20 protein-coding genes and 2 other annotated features are annotated in these 20,818 nt (G+C 34.7%); all 20 genes read left to right on the forward strand.

Annotated elements, in window-relative coordinates; all coding sequences use genetic code 11:
- The first annotated feature begins 117 nt into the window (after positions 1–117).
- The 20 genes from M663_RS0112975 to trpC all read left to right on the forward strand — a co-directional run bounded on the left by M663_RS0112975 (position 118) and on the right by trpC (position 20,817).
- Positions 118–1,338 carry a VWA domain-containing protein gene (locus tag M663_RS0112975; RefSeq protein ID WP_029689224.1) on the forward strand — a complete coding sequence of 407 codons (1,221 nt, stop codon included), beginning with the start codon at positions 118–120 and terminating at the stop codon, positions 1,336–1,338.
- Positions 1,339–1,664: 326 nt separating this feature from the next.
- Positions 1,665–3,128 (forward strand): pneumococcal-type histidine triad protein, encoded by a 1,464-nt coding sequence (locus M663_RS0112980; RefSeq protein ID WP_029689225.1) that lies wholly within the window; start codon positions 1,665–1,667, stop codon positions 3,126–3,128.
- Between the two features lie 322 nt (positions 3,129–3,450).
- Positions 3,451–3,828, forward strand: a complete 378-nt coding sequence (locus M663_RS0112990; RefSeq protein ID WP_029689226.1) for a RidA family protein — start codon at positions 3,451–3,453, stop codon at positions 3,826–3,828.
- A 234-nt stretch (positions 3,829–4,062) separates the two neighbouring features.
- Positions 4,063–5,250, forward strand: coding sequence for an HlyD family efflux transporter periplasmic adaptor subunit (locus M663_RS0113000; protein WP_029689227.1), 1,188 nt, complete (start codon positions 4,063–4,065; stop codon positions 5,248–5,250).
- A gap of 6 nt (positions 5,251–5,256) precedes the next feature.
- On the forward strand, positions 5,257–5,961 hold the full coding sequence (locus M663_RS0113005; protein WP_172632707.1) for a YggS family pyridoxal phosphate-dependent enzyme: 705 nt from the start codon (positions 5,257–5,259) through the stop codon (positions 5,959–5,961).
- 3 nt (positions 5,962–5,964) lie between these two features.
- Positions 5,965–6,378, forward strand: coding sequence for a cell division protein SepF (gene sepF, locus M663_RS0113010; RefSeq protein WP_003867666.1), 414 nt, complete (start codon positions 5,965–5,967; stop codon positions 6,376–6,378).
- A gap of 16 nt (positions 6,379–6,394) precedes the next feature.
- Positions 6,395–6,697 (forward strand): YggT family protein, encoded by a 303-nt coding sequence (locus M663_RS0113015; RefSeq protein WP_003867667.1) that lies wholly within the window; start codon positions 6,395–6,397, stop codon positions 6,695–6,697.
- Positions 6,694–7,440 carry a YlmH/Sll1252 family protein gene (locus tag M663_RS0113020; RefSeq protein WP_003867668.1) on the forward strand — a complete coding sequence of 249 codons (747 nt, stop codon included), beginning with the start codon at positions 6,694–6,696 and terminating at the stop codon, positions 7,438–7,440. Before M663_RS0113015 ends, M663_RS0113020 begins: the two co-directional genes overlap by 4 nt.
- A 27-nt stretch (positions 7,441–7,467) precedes the next feature.
- Positions 7,468–7,953 carry a DivIVA domain-containing protein gene (locus tag M663_RS0113025; protein ID WP_029689228.1) on the forward strand — a complete coding sequence of 162 codons (486 nt, stop codon included), beginning with the start codon at positions 7,468–7,470 and terminating at the stop codon, positions 7,951–7,953.
- Positions 7,943–8,188, forward strand: a complete 246-nt coding sequence (locus M663_RS0113030) for a TM1266 family iron-only hydrogenase system putative regulator (protein WP_029689229.1) — start codon at positions 7,943–7,945, stop codon at positions 8,186–8,188. The genes M663_RS0113025 and M663_RS0113030 overlap by 11 nt, the downstream gene beginning before the upstream one ends.
- A gap of 57 nt (positions 8,189–8,245) precedes the next feature.
- Positions 8,246–8,464 (forward strand) — a binding site (T-box leader).
- Between the two features lie 54 nt (positions 8,465–8,518).
- Positions 8,519–11,317, forward strand: a complete 2,799-nt coding sequence (gene ileS, locus M663_RS0113035; protein ID WP_009052491.1) for an isoleucine--tRNA ligase — start codon at positions 8,519–8,521, stop codon at positions 11,315–11,317.
- Positions 11,318–11,364: 47 nt separating this feature from the next.
- On the forward strand, positions 11,365–12,663 hold the full coding sequence (locus tag M663_RS0113040; protein ID WP_029689230.1) for an amidohydrolase: 1,299 nt from the start codon (positions 11,365–11,367) through the stop codon (positions 12,661–12,663).
- A 139-nt stretch (positions 12,664–12,802) separates the two neighbouring features.
- Positions 12,803–13,450, forward strand: coding sequence for an L-fuculose-phosphate aldolase (locus M663_RS0113045; protein WP_029689231.1), 648 nt, complete (start codon positions 12,803–12,805; stop codon positions 13,448–13,450).
- Between the two features lie 16 nt (positions 13,451–13,466).
- Positions 13,467–14,504, forward strand: a complete 1,038-nt coding sequence (mtnA, locus tag M663_RS0113050; protein WP_029689232.1) for an S-methyl-5-thioribose-1-phosphate isomerase — start codon at positions 13,467–13,469, stop codon at positions 14,502–14,504.
- 65 nt (positions 14,505–14,569) lie between these two features.
- Entirely contained in the window at positions 14,570–15,340 is a 771-nt protein-coding gene (locus M663_RS0113055; protein ID WP_029689233.1) for an S-methyl-5'-thioinosine phosphorylase, read from the forward strand.
- Between the two features lie 32 nt (positions 15,341–15,372).
- Entirely contained in the window at positions 15,373–16,563 is a 1,191-nt protein-coding gene (locus M663_RS0113060; protein WP_029689234.1) for a PLP-dependent aspartate aminotransferase family protein, read from the forward strand.
- 124 nt (positions 16,564–16,687) lie between these two features.
- Positions 16,688–16,986: a binding site (T-box leader), on the forward strand.
- 37 nt (positions 16,987–17,023) lie between these two features.
- Positions 17,024–18,451: an anthranilate synthase component I gene (gene trpE / locus M663_RS0113065; RefSeq protein ID WP_029689235.1), complete on the forward strand. Its 1,428-nt coding sequence runs from the start codon at positions 17,024–17,026 to the stop codon at positions 18,449–18,451.
- On the forward strand, positions 18,451–19,038 hold the full coding sequence (locus M663_RS0113070) for an aminodeoxychorismate/anthranilate synthase component II (RefSeq protein ID WP_003867685.1): 588 nt from the start codon (positions 18,451–18,453) through the stop codon (positions 19,036–19,038). Before trpE ends, M663_RS0113070 begins: the two co-directional genes overlap by 1 nt.
- Positions 19,019–20,035: an anthranilate phosphoribosyltransferase gene (trpD, locus tag M663_RS0113075; protein ID WP_029689236.1), complete on the forward strand. Its 1,017-nt coding sequence runs from the start codon at positions 19,019–19,021 to the stop codon at positions 20,033–20,035. Before M663_RS0113070 ends, trpD begins: the two co-directional genes overlap by 20 nt.
- Positions 20,035–20,817, forward strand: coding sequence for an indole-3-glycerol phosphate synthase TrpC (trpC, locus tag M663_RS0113080; protein ID WP_029689237.1), 783 nt, complete (start codon positions 20,035–20,037; stop codon positions 20,815–20,817). Before trpD ends, trpC begins: the two co-directional genes overlap by 1 nt.
- Position 20,818 lies beyond the last annotated feature (1 nt).

Below are 20,818 nucleotides of genomic sequence, written 5' to 3' on the forward strand. Positions count from 1 at the left end.
GAGAGAAACAGCAGAAATATTTTTGCTGTTTTAAAACTTTTTAAAGTGAAATTAAGGGGAATTCAGTAATTTTTTTATAATTTTGAATTCCTCTTTTTACAAAAGGAGAGGGTTTTTATGCTGTTACCTCCAAAAATGCAGGCTGCAAGGTTCAGGCTTATTCAAGAAAGGCCGTACCTTGCCTCAGCTCTGTGGGCTCTGCAGACTGTTGAAAAGCCAGGGCTAGGAACGATGGCAGTAGACAGAAGATGGCGGTTATATTATGATCCTGCAGTAGAAAATATATGGAGCATAGAAGAGATCATGGGTATTTTGTATCACCAAACTCTCCACATGCTGCGGGATCATGCAAACAGACTTGTAAACTTTCCGCCAGACATTGCAAACATTGCAGCCGATGCAGAAATAAACGACGACATCTTAGCAGAAAAAATAAAACTTCCAGAAGAAGCGATAACTCCTGAAAAGTTAGGGCTGCCCCCAAAACTCCTTGCCGAAGAATACGCAGAAAAAATTATGGAAAAACAAAACACATCCTCAGCTTGGAATTCCCCTACTGCCAATGATCAAAAAGAGGGAAACATACCACAGCCTGCAGCAGGGAGGTGCGGTTCAATTGCAACAGGACAGCCCGAACCGTGGGAACTCCCAGATACAGATAAAGAAACCCCGGGTATTTCAAGTGCAGAGCAAGAAATTATTAGAAAAGAAGTAGCAACTGCAATAAAAGCAGAAGCATCAAAAGATATAGGCGCTGTTCCAGCACATCTAACACGCTGGGCAGAAGAAAAATTAAAACCCAAAATTAATTGGAGAAAAGAACTTGCTTCTGTTGTAAGGAATGCAACTGCAACAATATCAGGCATGGTGGATTATTCATACAGTCGTCCATCAAGGAGACAAAGTACAATACAAAATGTTGTCCTGCCTTTCCTAAGACAGCCTACACCAAGTGTTGCAGTTGTTGTCGACACGTCAGGCAGTATGTCAGACAACATGTTGTCGCAGGCACTTGCAGAAATTGACGGTATATTAAAATCTATGGGATTAAGAGAAGGAATAAAATACATTGCCTGCGACTACAACGTACATGTTGTCGACAAAATAACAAACATAAAACAAATTAATTTAAAGGGTGGAGGTGGGACAAATATGGGAAAAGGAATTGAAGCAGCAGCAAAGTTAAAACCACGTCCAAATATCTGTGTGGTTTTAACAGATGGCTATACATCATGGCCTGATAATCCACCACCAAAGATGAAAATAATAATTGGGCTTATAAACAACGAAGATGTAGAAGTACCAAGGTGGGCCAAAAAGGTTGTGATAAAAGAGTAGTATCTTTTTTGGATACTGCTCTTATTTTTTTATAGGTTCGTTGTCAAGAGTTGGGGTGGGTATTTTCTGGATATCTGTCTTTGCTTTTTAGATTAGAGCACAATATCATTATTAGAAACTTTATACAATGAATGTAACTCTATTATACTAACCAATATTGATGAAACATGTCTAGTAGTGGTGATAAAAACATCTGATTCTAGTTCAAGGGATTTTTATAGAAAAATTTGGGTTTGACCGTAAAATTAAAAAACCAGCAAAAAAATTGACATTTTAAACTCTACAGATTAAAAATAATAGTAAAGAGGGAAAAAGAGGTGAATACAGTGAAATACCAAGAGGCTTATAAATTATTAAGTGACGGATATCGCTTCGATCCGCAAAAAGAGAAAAAAATATTAAAGCTAAAAAATGAAAGAGGCTGGACAATAGCCCATGAGCAGGCAAAAAACGGATACCGATTTGATCCTGTTCGTGATAAAGACATATTAATGTTAAAGAGCATCAACGGAGAAACTGTGGCACATGTGCAGGCGTCATGCGGATATAGATTTGACCCGATACGTGACAAAGAAATATTAATGATAACAGATAAAAAAAGGCAAACGGTAGCACATATACAAGCAAAAAAGGGTCACTTTTTTGATCCTGTTTGCGATAAAGGAATATTAATGCTGGCAGATAAGGAAGGTTGGAGAGTAGCTCATGAACAGGCGAAGAGGGGATACATTTTTGACACCCTAAGAGACAAAGGAATATTAATGCTGTCCACTTATGATGGCTGGGCAGTAGCCCATCAGCAAGCAGAAGAAGGATATTTTTTTAGCCCTAAAAAAGACAAAGATATATTAAAACTTGCTGATAAATATGGAAGAACCGTAGCTCATATACAGGCACGAAAAGGCTATATATTTGATCCTGTCAATGACAAAGAGATACTCACATTGAAAGATAAAAACAACTGGACAGTAGCACATGTCCAAGCTTTTTATGGTTATATATTTGATCCTGTTAAAGACAAAGAAATACTCATGTTGGCAGATAACAACGGTTGGACAACAGCCCATATACAAGTATTACGGGGGAAATACGCATTTGATCCTGTTCGCGACAAAAAAGTATTAATGCAAGCAAACAAAAGTGGATTAACAGTTGCCCATTTCCAAGCAAAAAATGGATACAAATTTGACCCAGTAAGGGATAAAGAAATTTTAATATTGGCAAATAATGATGGATACACAGTAGCACACGAGCAGGTACTGCAGGGATACTTTTTCGATTTGGTACGCGATAAAGATATTTTGAAAATCAGTGATTCCACAGGTGAAACAGTTGCATGGCAGCAGATAAGAAACATGAGAACGGAAGAATTAAGAGAGTTAAAAGAAGAAGAAATAGTAAACGTATTAAAACTCACTGCGAATACAAAAACAGGAGACACGATAGCACACATGCTTATAAGAAAGAGAAGAATCAAAATTAAAGAAATTGTACCAAATCACTACAAAGAAATATTCATGTTAACAAATAATGATGCCTGGACAGTAGCACATGAGCAAGTATCAGTCGGATATTATTTTGATCCTGTGAAAGAAAGAGAAATATTAATGTTAAAAGACAAAAATGGGCAAAGTGTAGCTCACATACAAGCAAGTAGAGGATATATATTTGATGTTGAAGGAGACAAAGAGATCTTGGAACTGACTAATAATGATGGAGTGTCAGTAGAAGAAATACGAAACGAAAAAATTATTGAAATACTAATAAATGGAAATAAAGACAAAAAATAAAAATATAAAAAAGAAGGTGAATTACCGTGGAATATGTATGTCCTAATCTTTCAGAAACAATCTTAGGATTAAATAATCAAATTTGTCTGCAATTTTCCGTCTAAAACATTAAAAAACACAAGGAAAATGAGATTTTTCTCTTTTTATTTCAATATTACGTTATTTTTCAGTGGGTTTAGTATTAAAATTTTTGAGAACAAAAGAGTGCAAAAAAATTATGATTATTAAAAAATATTGAAAAGCCGCAAATATTAATGATATAATATTTACGTACCTGATTTTTAAAATATTGTATAACACTTTTACTGAAAGGATGGGATAAATGAAAACCATAATAAACACCGATGCTGCTCCAAAAGCTATTGGGCCATATTCTCAAGCTATAATGGTAGACGGCTTTTTGTACACGTCAGGGCAAATAGCAATTGATCCTGCTACAGGAGAATTTGTAGAAGGAGGTATTGAAGCGCAGACGGAAAGGGTTTTAGAAAACATAAAAGCGATTTTAAAAGCTGCGGGGATGGACCTTAACAATGTTATAAAGACAACTGTATTTGTCACTAACATGGGGGATTTTGCAAAAATTAATGAGATTTATGGAAGGTATTTTAAAGACAATCCACCTGCCCGTTCCTTAGTTGAAGTAAAAAGTCTTCCTAAGGGTGCGCTTATAGAAATAGAAGTTGTAGCACATAAATAAAATTTTCTCTTATGGTGATAGTTTTACAATGTCTGGCCAAAAAGATGCGCTTGAGCCTTCAATATTAAGACATTTTACTGCGAGATTAGAACTGATAGAATTAATAAGGGGATGGCAATTCACCATCTCCTTTTTCTCTATAAAAATATTGAAAACTGTGATAAAATGAATATATGCATAAATTTGTAGAAGGAAAATCGGCATTTATATAGAATATATTGATAGGTGAGAGATGTGAAAAGGTTAGCTAAAATTATAGTTATATTATTGGTGATAGTTTACATAAGTAAAGTAGGGATAACGACTTTTGCAAACAAAAATAAAACTACAGTAGTGATTTATGGAAGTATTTTAATAGCCTTTAATGCCCAAGGATATGTTATAAAGAATGAAATGATGATAAATGCTCCTTTTGATGGTAAAATAAAAAAACTTGTACCAAGTGGAGAAAAAGTTTCCAAAGGTACTCCTATTGTGCAAGTTTATTCTGCCGATTTTGATGAGGAGAAACTACATCAATTAGATGAGATAAACAGAGAACTAAAAAATCAGGATACTAATATACCTTTTTATTCAGATGTTCAAAAATTAGACAACATGATAAAGACAGAAGAGCAAAATTATCAAAATGCGATACAGCAAAATAGCCCTGATGCAGATAAAATACAAAAAAGGATTGAAGACTTAAAAGCCAAAAAAGAAGAAATTTTAAGTAAAGGGCCAATAATACTTCAAAGAATTGAAAACTTAAAAGAGCAAAAAGAGTATTTAGAAAAGTATGTAGAAAAAAATGCGATTACTATAAATTCACCAGAGTCAGGAATTGTAAGTTACTATTTTGATGGCAGTGAAAGTATTCTAAATGAAAGAAATATGTTCAATTTAAATCCGACACAACTTGAAAATTTAAACTTTCAATCCAAAGAAATTAGTACAGAAGTAAAAGGAGATTACCCTTTTGTAAAAATAGTGGATAATTTGGAGTGGTATTTAGCGTTGGTTTTAAATGAAAAACAACAGGACTTATTAAAAGAAGGTAGTAATGTGAAAATTTTGATTGATAATTATAGTGGTGAATTGCGGGGAAAAGTTATAAAAACCTACAAAGGTGACGATAAATTATATATAGGAATAATTGAGATGATAGATGAATATCCCAACTTTTATAAAACTTCTAAAATAAATGTAAAAGTTAAAGTTAAAGAGTTCAATGGACTTAAAATACCTCTTTCTTCTATTGTGCAAAAAGAAGGAAAAGAAGGAGTTTTTGTAATAAAAAATGGCAAAGTTCCTACTTTTAAAGAAGTAGTAATAAAGGCTACAGATGGCAAATATGCAATTGTAGAAAGCGTTGATAAAACATCTGGATTAAAAATATATGACGAAATAGCGGTAAATGGAGAGGATTACTTGAGCAAATAAGGGGGGATAAATACGACTATATGTGAAAATATAAGAAAGATAAAGGAAAACATAAAAGAGCATGCGTTAAGGGTAAACAGAAATCCAGAGGAAATATTAATTGTGGCAGCTACTAAAACTTTCGGTGTAGAGACTATAAAAGAGGCTATTGCTTGTGGCATAACTGACATAGGTGAGAATAAGGTTCAAGAGTTAAATGAAAAATATCCTTATTTAAAAAATGAGGTAAAATTTCACTTTATAGGACATTTACAGACAAACAAAGTGAAATACATTATTGACAAAGTTAAGTTGATACATTCTTTAGATAGTATTAAACTGGCAGAAGAAATAGACAAAAGGGCTAAACAAAAGAGTCTCATAATAGATTGTTTGGTGGAAATCAATATTGGTGGAGAGGAAAGTAAATACGGAATTCCTCCTGAAGAAATGCATAATTTTGTTAAAGAAATGGAAAAATATGATAATATAAGAATTAGAGGGCTTATGGCAATAGCTCCTTACCTTCCACCAGAAGAGGTAAGGCCCTATTTTAGAAAGATGAAAGAATTATTTGAAGAGCTAAAAGAAATTAAGCAACATAATGTACAAGTAGAATTTTTGTCAATGGGTATGTCCAATGACTATTGGGTAGCAGTTGAAGAAGGGGCGAATATTGTTAGAATTGGCACTTCTATTTTTGGGCAAAGACAATATAATGTGGAGGGATAATTAATGTCTTCAAAAATGATTGATAAATTAATGAGTTTCTTTGGTATCGATGAGCCAGAAGAAGAGAAAGAAGAAGTAGACTCTTTACAACCTGTCATACCTTACGATAGAAAGCCTAAAATTGTCAATATTCATACACAGCCCCAAGTAAAAGTTTTGATTTTAAAGCCAGAAAAGTTTGAACAAGTGATGAATATATGTAATGAATTGAAAAATAAAAAACCGGTGATTGTAGATTTACAAAAGATGGACAAAAATGAAGCTCAAAGAGTAGTGGATTTTTTAAGCGGTGCAGCCTATGCTCTTAATGGAGAGATAAAGAAGATATCTGGCTATATATTTTTAGTTGCGCCTGAGAATTTTGATATTACAGGGGATATAAAAGATGAAGTAAATTCTTTATACAATCTAAATTGATAAGGAGGAAATGATTTTGCCTGTAAATTTTGCAATTTTAACAGCATTAGATTATTTTTTTGAAGTTATAAATTGGCTTATATTGATAAGGGTTATTTTATCTTTGCTACGAATGGAGAATATGTCAAATCCACTTTCTCGCTTTGTGATCGTAACGACAGAACCAATACTTGAGCCTTTTAGGGCATTACAATTTAGGTCTTCTATTGGAAGAAATTTAATGATAGATTTTTCGCCAGTTTTGGCGATTTTGGTGATTCAGTATTTAGTTCGTCCTTTAGTTTTTAAATTAGTATTATTACTGATGAGGTATATATGATGGACAAGGAATTTACTGTATCCCGATTTGAAGACATAATTAAAGGCGTTTTAAAATCTAAAAGAGTAAAATATACAGACTTTTTAAGCCTCTCTGAACAAAAAATTTTTGAAAAAACTATATTAAAGTATCGACAGCAAGATATAAACTATAATCTAGATGGAGGATATCCTTTAGCAGAAAGAAAGATAGCAATTATTTACCCCGATTTTTTACAGCCGGAAGATACCCCTATTTGCGCTGTAAGAATTGAAGGCAATTTTTCTAAGCTATCTCATAGAGATGTGTTGGGTTCACTTTTAGGGTTAGGGATAAAAAGACAAAAAATAGGCGATATAATTGTAAAAGAGGATAAATGTGACATATTGTTACATAAAGATGTGGAAAGTTATGTACTTATGAACCTTTTTAAAGTCGGGAAAGAGAAGGTAAGAGTTAATTCAATTGACTTGAAAGATGTGATAGAACCTGAAATAAAATATAAGGACATTTTTTCTACCGTAGCCTCACTACGGGTTGACAGTGTGGCAGCTGCAGGTTTTGGTATATCAAGGACGAAGGCTTCAGAACTTATAAAGTCCGGTCTTCTTCAAATAAATTGGGAGTATACAGAAGACCCTTCTTCAGAAGTAAAAGAGGGAGATGTAATTTCTTTACGTGGTTTTGGAAGAATTAGATTAGAAGAAGTGAGAGGTAATACAAAAAAAGGTCGCGTTTCTGTACATATTCTAAGGTTTATATAATGTTACAAAAGAAAAGGAGGTAATATTATGCTGACACCTATGGATATACACAACAAAGAATTTAGGCGGTCTTTTAGGGGTTATAATGAAGAAGAAGTTGATGAGTTTTTGGATAAAATTATGGAAGATTATGAGTTATTATACAAAGAGAATGCAGAGTTAAAAGATAGAATTAACATAATGAATGAAAAGCTCCAAAGTTATATCAACATGGAAACTACTTTAAATAATACTCTAATTGTCGCTCAAAATACTGCCGAAGAGTTAAAGAGAAATGCAGAAAAAGAAGCACAGCTTATAATACAAAATGCTCAACAAAATGCAGAAAAAATATTGGAAAAAGCAAACCAAGAAGTTGTAAGGATAAGAATGGAATTAGAAAGGTATCGCAAACAGCTCAATGTTTTTAAAGCTAAGTTTAAAGCTCTGTTAGAAGCACAATTAGAAGCGATCCTTTCCATAGATGAGAAAGAATTGATTCCAGATGAGGAAGAGGAGAAGGATGCAGAATAGATTAGGGGTTGTTGGAATATTGATTCAAAATAGAGAAAATGTGGCGGATAGGGTAAATCACATATTGAGTGAGTACGGCCACATTATTGTAGGAAGAATGGGTATACCCTATAAAGATAGGGGAGTATCGGTTATCGCTTTAATAGTTGATGGTACAACGGATGAAATAGGGGCTCTTACTGGTAAACTTGGAAGTCTTCATGGGGTAAAAGTGAAATCTGCTCTGACTGCATAGATATGTATACTATTGACGAAAAACTTGTGGTATTATATAATTGTGTAAAAAATATTGTTAAAAGCTATGATGAGGACGAGTAAGTAGAAGCAACTTCCAGAGAGTTGGCGGTAGGTGCGAGCCAATAAGTTCGTTTCTACTGAAAATCACCTCGGAGCTGCAGGCTGAACTACAGTAAGCTGTGCCGGGCTTCCCGTTATCTTAAATGAGAGATTAAGGCAAAGTTTTTCTTTGTCTTAATAAGTAGGGTGGTACCGCGAACTTCTCGTCCCTGACGAGAAGTTTTATTTTTAGTTTGAAAGATAATATTTGAAGAGGAGGTAATGTTCAGTGGATTACAACAAGACACTTAATTTGCCGAGGACAGATTTTCCTATGAAGGCTAATTTGCCAACACGAGAGCCAGAGATATTAAAAAGATGGGAAGAAATGGATATTTATCATAAAACATTGGAAAAAAATAAAGGCAAGGAAAAATATATTTTACACGATGGGCCGCCTTATGCTAATGGAGATATACACATTGGAACTGCTATGAATAAGGTATTAAAAGACATTATAGTGAAATACAAAACAATGAGGGGTTATGATGCTCCTTATGTGCCAGGATGGGATACACACGGTCTTCCTATTGAACAGCAAGCTATAAAAACTTTAGGTATAAAAAGGCATGAAGTAAGTCCTACAGAATTTAGAAAAGTGTGTAGGGATTTTGCTTTTTCTCAGATTGAAAAGCAAAAAGCTCAATTCAAAAGATTGGGAGTAAGGGGAGATTGGGATAATCCTTATCTTACCTTGAATCCGGAGTATGAAGCTAAACAGATAGAAGTATTTGGTGAAATGGCTAAGAAAGGCTATATCTATAAAGGTCTAAAGCCTGTATATTGGTGCCCCAGCTGTGAGACTGCTTTGGCAGAAGCAGAAATTGAATACTTTGATGAAACCTCTGATTCTATTTATGTAAAATTTAGAGTTAAAGATGATTTAGGGAAATTCAAGGGAATTGTTGAGAATCTTAATAATGTGTATTTTGTAATATGGACAACTACTACATGGACTATTCCGGCTAACCTTGCAATTGCTTTAAATCCAGAGTTTGATTATGCGCTTGCAAAGTTTGGAGACGAAGTATATATAATGGCAAAAGACATGTTAGATACTGTAAAGAAAGAAGCTAACCTTTCAGATTATGAAATAGTTGCTGTATTTAAAGGAAAAGATTTGGAGGGCATGAAGGCTACCCATCCTTTATATGACAGAGATTCTTTAATAATCTTGGGTGAGCATGTAACTTTAGAAGCTGGTACTGGATGTGTTCATACTGCTCCCGGCCATGGCGAAGAAGACTTTTTAGTTGGGCAAGAGTATGGGCTTGAGGTTTTAAATCCAATAGATGATAAGGGATATTTTACAGATAAAGCGCCAGGATATGCTGGTCTGTATTATGAAGAGGCTAACAAGGTCATAAAGGAAGACTTGAAAAAAGCTAATGCATTAGTGGCAGAAACCCGTATTACCCACTCATATCCTCACTGTTGGAGATGTAAAAGTCCAATAATATTTAGGGCGACAGAACAGTGGTTTGCTTCTGTGGAAGGATTTAGAGAAGAGGCACTAAAAGCTATTAAAGAAGTTAATTGGTATCCTTCATGGGGCGAAGAGCGCATAACTAACATGGTAAGAGATAGACGAGACTGGTGTATTTCAAGGCAAAGGGTATGGGGTGTGCCAATTCCTATATTCTACTGTGAAAAGTGTGGGAAACCGCTTATAAATGATGATACAATAAATGCAGTTAAAAAGATCTTCAGGCAAAAGGGTTCAGATGCATGGTTTGAAATGTCAGCTGAAGAGATATTGCCAAAAGGGATTACTTGCGAATGCGGTTCTACGAAGTTTAGGAAAGAGACAGATATAATGGATGTGTGGTTTGATTCAGGCTCCAGCCATGCAGCTGTGTTGCAAACTCATCCTGACCTAAAGTGGCCTGCAGAGCTTTATTTAGAAGGTTCAGACCAACACAGAGGATGGTTCCAGTCTTCCCTTTTGACATCTGTGGCAACACGTGGAAAAGCACCTTATAGAAACGTATTGACCCACGGGTTTGTTGTAGACGGTGAAGGAAGGAAAATGTCAAAATCTTTAGGGAATGGTATTGACCCAGCTGATGTAATTAAAGAATATGGAGCAGATATTTTGAGGCTTTGGACTGTTTCTGCTGACTTTACTTCAGATATGAGAATTTCACAAGAGATTTTAAAACAGATGACAGAAGCGTACAGAAAAATACGTAACACTAGTAAGTTCTTGTTAAGCAATCTTTATGACTTTGACCCTGATAAGGATATGCTCCCTTACGAAGAGCTTTTAGAGATAGATAAATGGGCTTTATTTAGGCTTAACAGAGTAGTTGAAGAGCTTACAGAGGCTTTTGATAAATATGAGTATTACGATTTTCTCCATCTGGTTCATACCTTCTGTGTAGTAGATATGAGTAGCCTTTACCTGGACATTTTAAAAGACAGATTGTATACTTATCCTGCTACTTCTAAAGAGAGAAGAGCGGCTCAAACGACACTTTACATTATTTTAGACACTCTTGTAAGGTTGATAGCACCAGTGCTTACATTTACTTCAGAAGAAATATGGTCATATATGAAGCACGACAGTCAAAATAATTTTGAAAGTGTTCAGTTAGCTGATTGGCCTCAAGTCCAAGAAAAATACAATAATCCTTATATAATAGAAAAATGGGAAAAACTTTTTGACATAAGAAAAGATATTTCTAAAGCTCTTGAAATAGCGAGAACTGACAAAAAGATAGGTCACTCTTTAGAGGCACAAGTGGATATATATCCATCTCAAGAGCTTTATGATTTCTTTAAAGGCTTTAATGACCTCGAATATGTGTTCATAGTTTCAAAAGTGGTACTTCACCAACCAGAAGAACCTGCTCCTCAAAATGCTTATGAAAGTGATGATTATAATTTGAAGATTGTGGTAACCCATGCACCGGGGGAAAAATGCGAACGCTGCTGGATGTACAGTGAAACAGTAGGGACTATAAAAGAGCATCCAACTATTTGCGCAAGATGTGCTTCTCACATTGAGCAGCAAACACAAGTTTAAAAAGGGGATTTTTCCCCTTTTTAAACATTATTTTTAGGAGGGATATTATGAATCTGCTTATAAAAAATGTAGCTTTGCTATCTATGAAAGAAGAACAGCCACTTATGGAAAACACCAATATCTATATTGAAGGCGACACGATAACTTACATAGGAGAAATTAATCCGGATATAAAAGTTGACAGAGTCATAGATGGAACAAAAAAAATTGCAACGCCGGGTCTTATAAATGCTCATACTCATTTGGGAATGTCTTTACTTAGGAATTATGCAGATGATGTGCCGTTATTTGATTGGTTGAGTAAACATATCTGGCCTGTTGAATCTAAACTTTCAGCAGAAGACGTTTACTGGGGTTCTTTATTGAGTATGATAGAGATGATTTATTCTGGTACTACTACTTTTTGCGATATGTATTTTTTTATGGATGAAGTAGCTAAAGCAACAGAAGAAGTAGGGATAAGAGGAGTGTTGACAAGGGGTATTATAGAAGAAAGTGACGCTGAAATAAATAAGGAAAAGTTAAGAGATACGCGAAAACTTTATAATACCTGGCATAATAAAGCGGATGGAAGAATCAAAGTAATGGTGGGTCCTCATGCACCTTATACTTGTAGCTCCTCTTATTTGAAGGAAGTAGTAGAATTGGCTAAGGAGTTAAATACAGGAATTCATATTCATGTATCAGAAACAAAAAAAGAAGTAGAAGAAAGTTTCCAAAAGCATGGAAAATCTCCTGTGAAACATTTAAAGGACATAGGAGTATTTGATGTTCCGACTGTAGCAGCTCATTGTGTTCATGTAAGCGATGAAGACACTGAAATATTAAAGGAAATGAAGGTATCACCAGTTTACAATCCTACCAGTAATGCCAAGTTAGCCAGTGGTTTTGCTCCTGTGGATCAAATGCTAAAAAAAGGAATAAACGTAGCTTTGGGAACAGATGGTCCAGCCAGTAACAATAACCTAAACATGTTTGAAGAGATTCATTTTGCTGCCACTATTAATAAGGCGTTAAATTACGATGCTCTTGCCGTACCGGCCTTGGAAGCTCTAAAAATGGCGACAATCAATGGCGCTAAAGCTTTATTGTGGGATAAAGAGATAGGTTCCATCGAAGTAGGGAAAAAAGCGGATATAGTGATTATTGATATTGACAAGCCGCATTTTTATCCACACCACAACTTAATTTCTGCTTTAGCTTATACTGCTCAAGCATCAGATGTGGATACAGTGATAATAAATGGCAAAATAATAATGGAAAATAGAGAAATAAAAACCGTAGATGTGGAAAAAGTAATGTATAATGTTGAAAAAAGGGCGAAGGAGTTAATAGGGAAAAAATAACATGGAAAAGGTATTCTGCTAAGGCAGGATACCTAAATTTTTGTAAGTTGACACTTTATTTGCATTATTATATGATGGCTTTAGTAGAAGTTGTAAAATCATTTACACTAGAGTACATATTAAAAATGGGGTGATAAAAGTGCTATTAAAATCAGAAAGAGAACAAATAGTAGATTATGGCAAAAAACTTATAAATTCTAATCTTACAAGAGGTACAGGAGGGAATTTAAGCATTTACAATAAGGAAAAAGGATTGATGGCTATAACTCCTTCAGGAATGAATTATTTTGAAATTAAGCCTGGGGATGTAGTAGTAATGGACTTAAATGGTAATGTAATAGAAGGTAATAGGACTCCTTCTTCAGAGTATGAGATGCACAGAATTTTTTACACTAACAGACAAGACATAAACGCTATTATACACACTCATCCAGTATATTCTACAACTCTTTCCTGTCTACATTGGGACCTTCCACCAGTTCATTACCTTGTGGCTTTAGCAGGACCAAATGTCAGATGTGCTAAATATGCAACTTTTGGTACAAAAGAATTGGCAGAAAACGCTTTTGAGGCTATGAAGGACAGAAAAGCTGTGCTATTAGCCAATCACGGACTTTTGGTAGGAGCTGAAGATTTGCCTAATGCTTTTAATATAAGTATTCAAATTGAGTACGTGGCAGAATTATATTACAGGTCAAAATCTATAGGAGAACCAGTTATTCTTCCGGAAGATGAAATGAGGTTAATGTTAGAAAAGTTTAAAACTTATGGGCAGGTAAAAAAATAATAAAGAGGTGAAAAAAGTGGGAGAGATTAAAACTATAGAGTTTAAAGATGGAGTTTTATATTTAATTGACCAAAGAAAATTGCCCAATAGTTATGAGATTTTTGAGTGCAGAACTTATAAAGACGTAAATTTTGCTATAAAAGACATGGTGGTAAGGGGGGCACCGGCAATTGGAGCTGCAGCAGCTTATGGGATGGTATTGGCTGCAAAAGAATTTATTAATGAGGAAAAAGAAAGTTTCTTCAAAAAAATGGAGGAAGCTTTAGAAATTCTCTCAAAATCAAGACCTACTGCTGTAAACCTTATGTGGGCAATAAATAGAATGAAAAAAGTTATTGAGAATAATAAAGAGCTAGAACTACAAGACCTATATGAGCTATTAAAAAAAGAAGCAGATGATATTTACTACGAAGATATAGAAACCAACAAAAATATGGCTAAATTTGGGAATGAGATAATTAAAGAAAATGCAGTTATTTTGACCCATTGCAATACGGGAGCCCTTGCAACCGTAGGGTATGGAACTGCTTTAGGAGTTATTAGAGAAGCCCATTACAGTGGGAAAAATATTTTTGTATATGCTGATGAGACAAGGCCTAGGCTTCAAGGCGCAAAATTGACAGCATGGGAATTAGTACAAGAAGGAATTCCTGCAAAATTAATTGCTGATAGTGTTGCTGCTACTTTGATAAGAGATGGGAAAATAGATGTAATATTAGTAGGGGCCGATAGAATTGCTTTAAATGGGGATACTGCCAATAAAATTGGAACTTTTATGCTCTCTGCTATCGCAAAGATATACCACGTTCCTTTTTATGTGGTAGCACCTACCAGCACAATTGATTTTAACATTGAGACAGGGAAAGAGATAGTTATAGAGGAAAGGAGTCCTGAAGAGGTAACTCATATAAATGGCGTAAGAATTCCACCTGAAGGAATAGAAGTGTACAATCCAGCTTTTGATGTGACTCCTCATGAAAATATAACGGGAATAATTACAGAAAAAGGAATAATTAGGCCTCCTTTCAGGGAAAACATATTAAAGCTAAAGTGAAGGATACTCGGATTAATTTTGATTATTTGCATATAAATACAAAAGACAGAGGGGGTACATTTTAAATGGAAAAGGCGATTATTGGTGGTACTGGATTTTACGAAATAGGACAAAAGGTGTCAAAAAAATTGGTAGAGACAAAATATGGAGAAGTGGAAATTGATATTGTGACTATTGAAGGGGAAGAAATTGGCTTTTTGCCCCGACACGGGAAAGGTCATGCAGTTCCACCTCATTTCGTAAATTATAGGGCAAATATTATGGCATTAAAACAAATGGGAGTAAAATATGTGTATGCAACAGCTGCAGTTGGTTCTTTTAATGAAAATTATGAGCCAGGGGATGTTGTAGTACTTAAAGATTTTTTAGATTTTACTAAATCGAGACCATTGACCTTTTTTGAAGGGGAAGATGGAGTGGTAAGACATGTAGATATGAGTGACCCTTATTGCAGTAATTTAAGGGCAAAATTTTACAAAGCTGCTAAAAAAGAAGACTTATTAATAAAAGGAGATGCAGTTTATGTATGCACTGAAGGTCCACGATTTGAAACTGCACAAGAGATAAGAATGTATAAAAATTTAGGTGCCGATGTAGTTGGGATGACTAATGTTCCAGAAGTAGTTTTAGCGAAAGAATTAGGAATGTGCTATGCTGCGGTGGGGATAGTTTCAAATTGGGCTACAGGAATGAAGGGCAGTATAACATTACATGAAATAAAAGATACCTTAGAATTGAACAAAGAAAAAGTGATAAAAACGTTTATAAGAGTTTTTTTAGAAGAAAAATTAGACCAAGAGCATTGTAATTGCAGTAAAGCAGTAATTGAATTATGATTAGATGTGATTAAATTATAGGAGGAACTACTATGGGAGTAAATAAAAACTATCGGTTTGACACAAAAGCAATTCATGGAACTGAGTTTAAGAAGAACCCTGAAAATGCTTTGAATCCTCCAATTTTTCAGACGACTACTTTTGTTTTTGATGACCTCGAACATGTTGAAAAGGTGATGTTTTTTCAATCTCAAGACTATGTTTATACAAGAGGTAATAATCCGACCTTAAGATTATTTGAAAACAGATTAGCGGAGTTGGAATATGGCAAAGGGGCAGTAGCTTTTTCTTCCGGGATGGCTGCTATTAGTTCAGTTTTATTTTCTCTTTTAAAACCCAAAGATACTGTAATAGTTTATAAGACTCTTTATGGTTCAAGTTATAACGTAGTGACAAATATACTGCCTAAATATGGAGTAAATTATAAAATAGTGGACCTTACAGATATAAGCGAATTAGAAAAAAGTATAGATGACTCCACAAAAGTTGTGTATTTTGAGACCCCTTCTAATCCAAATTTATCAATTATAGATATTGAAGAGGTTGCAAGGGCATGCCATAAAAAAGATATTAAAATTGTTGTTGATAATACTTTTGCTACCCCCTATTTTCAAAATCCTCTTCTATTGGGAGCTGATGTAGTTGTTCATAGTGCTACTAAATATATAGGAGGTCACGGTGACGCACTTGGAGGAGTTGCAGTTTCCCAAGATGAAAAGTATATACATTATTTAAAATTTGATTATATGTGTGAATTTGGTGGGGTAATGAGTCCTTTCAATGCTTGGTTGATATTGAGAGGCATAAAGACTTTAGGCTTAAGAATGAGGCAACATGAAAAAAATGCAATAGAGGTAGCAAATTTTTTAAATTCGTATCCTAAAGTAAAAAACGTTATGTATCCTGGTCTTAAAAGTTTTAAAGGCCATGAAATAGCGAAAAAACAAATGAGAGGATTCGGAGCTATCATAAGTTTTGAAATAGAGGGAGGAACCAAAAATTTAGAGAAGTTTATAAGTAATTTAAGATTGTGTCAGTTAGCGGTAAGCTTAGGAGATACAGAAACATTAGTGGAAGTACCCTCTCTCATGACTCACAGAGGGTATCCAAAAGAAAAGCTTGAGAAGTTCGGCTTCACAGAAAGTATGGTGAGAATATCAGTGGGGCTTGAGGATTACAATGATATAATAGAGGATTTGGATCAAGCTCTTAAACAAATTTAAAAAGGTTTTGAGGTGATAAAGTGCCAGTTGTCAATTTAAGCCTGCAGGTATTGACTTGCATAAAAATATATTGACAAATAATTTAATGCGTTATAGAATTAAAATAACACAATATAAATATGTATGAAAACCAATGACCGGGAAGAGTAGATATCAGCGTTTAGTCAAAGCGAGCTCGGGAGGGTGGGAGCCGAGTACTGTAGCTGATATTGAATGGGCCCGTGAGGTGAGATGCGAACTTTTAAGTAGCAGTATCCGGTGGTCTACCGTTAAAAAGACAGGGTATCGAGGAATCTCCGTACCCGAAAGAGTGGTCCTGTGTTAAAAAGGTGGCACAAGCGAGCATTTCGCCCTTTTGGTGAAATGCTTTTTTTAGTAATACAGGACAAATTGGGTGGCACCGCGAGTCACTTCGCCCCAATGGGCGGAGTGACTTTTTTAATTTTCAGGAGGTGATAAAGTGGTAAACATTTCTAAAGAAGATTTTTGCGAACACAAAAAAAGAGGATATGTCTTCCCAGTCTATGCAGAAATAAACGGAGATGAATTGACGCCAATAAACATTTTTTATAGTCTTGAAGGCAAAAACAAATTTTTACTGGAAAGTGCAAATGGAGGTACTAACTGGGGGAGATATTCCTTTATAGGAAGAGACCCATATTTATTAATTCTAAGTTACAACAAAGATATAAAAATTATCACAGACAGAGAAGAGCATAAAAAAGGTATGGCCTTTGAAGAGATAAAAAATGTTTTACAGGTTAATTATAATCCTTTAGGACTTGATATTCCTTTTGTAGGGGGGGCTGTGGGTTATGTATCTTACGATACGATAAGGCTTTATGAAAGACTGCCGGATAAAAACCCTGATGAAATAAATATACCGGATGTATACTTTATGTTTTATAAAAGTTTTATTTGCTATGACCACTTTAAACACAGAATTTATATTGTTTATAACGTATATCCTGATGAAGATGTAGAGTATGAGAAAGTTTTACAAGAGATTAACGGTCTTTTGCAAGAGATAAAATCAACTAACATAGAATTTCATGACCTTTCACCTCAAGAGGGAAAAGAAGTCAATTACAATTTTACAAAAGAAGAGTTTTGTAAAATTGTTGAAAAAGCAAAAGAATACATCGAAAAAGGAGACATATTCCAAGTAGTGTTGTCTCAAAGGTTAAAAGCAGCAGTAAGCTCCCACCCTTTCGAGATATACAGAAGATTAAGGTCAAAAAATCCATCTCCATATCTTTTTTACATCGATTTTGGTGATTTTCAGCTTCTTGGTTCTTCACCTGAAAGCCTTGTAAGTGTTTTTGGAGACAAAGTGACTACAAATCCCATTGCAGGCACAAGGCGAAGAGGAAAAGATGAAGAAGAAGATTTAAGACTTAAAGAGGAACTTTTAAAAGATGAAAAGGAAAGGGCAGAGCATGTGATGTTAGTTGACCTTGGAAGAAACGACATAGGAAAAGTTAGTGAATTTGGAAGTGTAAAAATAGAGCGTTTTATGGAAGTAGATTTTTACTCTCATGTAATGCATATTGTATCGACTGTTTCAGGAAAGTTAAAAAGAGGACTTACGGCTTTTGATGCTCTTATAGCTTGTCTTCCTGCAGGTACAGTTTCTGGGGCACCAAAAATAAGAGCGATGGAAATAATAGACGAACTTGAAAATGTGAGAAGGTCTTTTTACGCAGGAGCTGTTGGATATTTTTCCTACAATGGCAATATGGACATGTGCATAGCAATAAGGACTATTCTCTTCAAAGAAGGTTATGCTTACGTTCAAGCGGGAGCAGGCATTGTATATGATTCAATTCCTGAGATGGAATACTGTGAAACTTTAAATAAGGCAATGGCTCTTAAGGAGGTTCTTTGATGATTCTGATTATAGATAATTACGATTCCTTTACCTATAATCTTTATCAATATGTGGGAGAAATGAACAAAGAAATATTTGTAATAAGAAATGATGAAATGGATATTGAAGAGATTGAAAAACTGAATCCTGAGAAAATTATATTATCCCCTGGACCGGGAAGGCCTGAAAATGCTGGTATATGTGTTGATGTCATTAAAAATCTAGGGCATAAAATTCCAATATTAGGAATATGTCTTGGCCATCAAGCGATTGGATATGCATATGGTGCAAAAATTGTAAAAGCAGATAAGATAATGCATGGCAAAACTTCTCTCGTATTTCACGAAGGTGAAAAAATATTTAAAGATATTAAGAATCCTATAGAGGCAATGAGATATCACTCTCTTGTTATAGATAGACAAACTCTTCCAAGAAATTTAGAAATTACAGCCTATACAGAGGAAGGAGTGATTATGGGAGTAAGGCATAATAAATACCCTGTATATGGTTTACAGTTTCATCCAGAGTCTATCTTGACAGAGCAGGGAAAAGAAATTTTGAGAAATTTTTTGGAGGTGGGATACCATGTTACAAGAAGCTATTAAAAAAATTGTTTTAAATGAAAGTCTTGAAGAAAAAGAAGCTTATGCTGTTATGAATGAAATTATGAGTGGTAATGCAACTCCTTCTTTAATAGGGGGCATATTAATAGGACTACGATTAAAAGGCGAAAGTGTGGAAGAAATAACAGGTTTCGCGAAGGCAATGAGAGACAACGCAATAAAAGTAGAACTTGCTTCGGACTACGTGATAGATACTTGTGGTACAGGTGGCGATGGGGGGAAGACATTCAATATTTCAACGGCGGTTGCTATAATTGCTTCAGCTGCAGGAGTAAAAGTTGCAAAACACGGCAATAGAGCTGTTTCCAGTAAAAGTGGAAGTGCAGATGTTTTGATGGAATTGGGATTTGACATTGAAATGGTGCCAGAAAAAACAAAAAGATTAATCGAAGAAAAGGGTATGGGATTTTTGTTTGCGCCCAAATATCACGTTGCAATGAAAAACGTAGCAGGCATTAGAAAAGAGTTAGGCACAAGAACGGTATTTAATGTTTTAGGACCATTGACAAATCCCGCATTTGTAAAAGGACAGGTGTTAGGAGTTTACGATAAAGAATTAATTCATCCTCTTGCTGAAGTACTTTTAAGATTGGGAATTGAAAAGGCTATGGTGGTTCACGGCTTTGATGGCCTTGATGAAATAACTACTACTTCTCCTACTTTTGTCAGTGAAGTAAAAGAAGGCAAAGTCATTGATTATGTGATAGACCCAGGAGATTACGGTATCCCTTATGCAAAACTTGAAGATTTAGAAGGCAAAGACGCTAAAGAAAATGCTCAAATAATTTTGAACATTTTGAGAGGTGAAAAAGGGCCAAAAAGAGATATAGTCGTTTTAAACGCAGCAGCAGCCTTATATATAGGAAAAGTTGTGGAAGATTTAAAAGAAGGAATAAAAGTGGCAAATTATCTAATAGATACGGGTTTAGCTCTTGATAAGCTTACAGAGATTTTGGAGTACCAAAGGAGGCTTAGTTGATGGTATTAGATGAGATTGTGAGACACAAAAAAAAGGAGGTGGAAGAGAAAAAAAGAATAAAGCCAGTAGAGGAACTAATTAACGAAATTAAAGGAGGCTATTCTGGCAGTTTCAAGAAAGCACTTCAAAAAGAGGGTATATCAATTATTGGAGAGATAAAAAAAGCCTCTCCATCTAAAGGAATTATAAAAGAAGACTTTGATTCAGTAAAAATTGCAAAAGTATATGAGAAAGTTGATATTGACGCTATTTCCGTTTTGACAGAGAAGGAATTTTTTAAAGGGGATGACAACTATATCAGGGAAGTAAAAAAAGTGAGTTCAAAACCTATTTTGAGAAAAGATTTTATTGTGGATGAATACCAAATATATGAATCAAAAATTTTAGGAGCCGACGCAGTACTTCTCATTGTTTCCGTATTAGGGGACAAATTAAGAGATTTTTATAATTTGTCTAAAAGTGTAGGTTTAGATGCGCTTGTGGAAGTTCATGATAGACAACAGCTTGCAATAGCATTAGAAGCTGAATGTGACATAATAGGTATAAATAACAGAGACCTTAAGACTTTTAATGTAGATATAAACACAACAGAAAATTTGATTAAATATATACCTCAAAGTACAATAATTGTTTCCGAAAGTGGAATAAAAATACCTGAAGATGTAAGGTATTTAGCTTCATTGGGAGTAGATGCCGTATTAATTGGCGAGACTTTTATGAAAATTATAGATGATATTGACAAAATCACTGATTTTGTAAGGGAGGCAAAAGGAGGAGGATAAA

It is taken from the genome of Thermoanaerobacter sp. A7A (assembly GCF_000445185.1).
Taxonomy (GTDB): Bacteria; Bacillota; Thermoanaerobacteria; order Thermoanaerobacterales; family Thermoanaerobacteraceae; genus Thermoanaerobacter.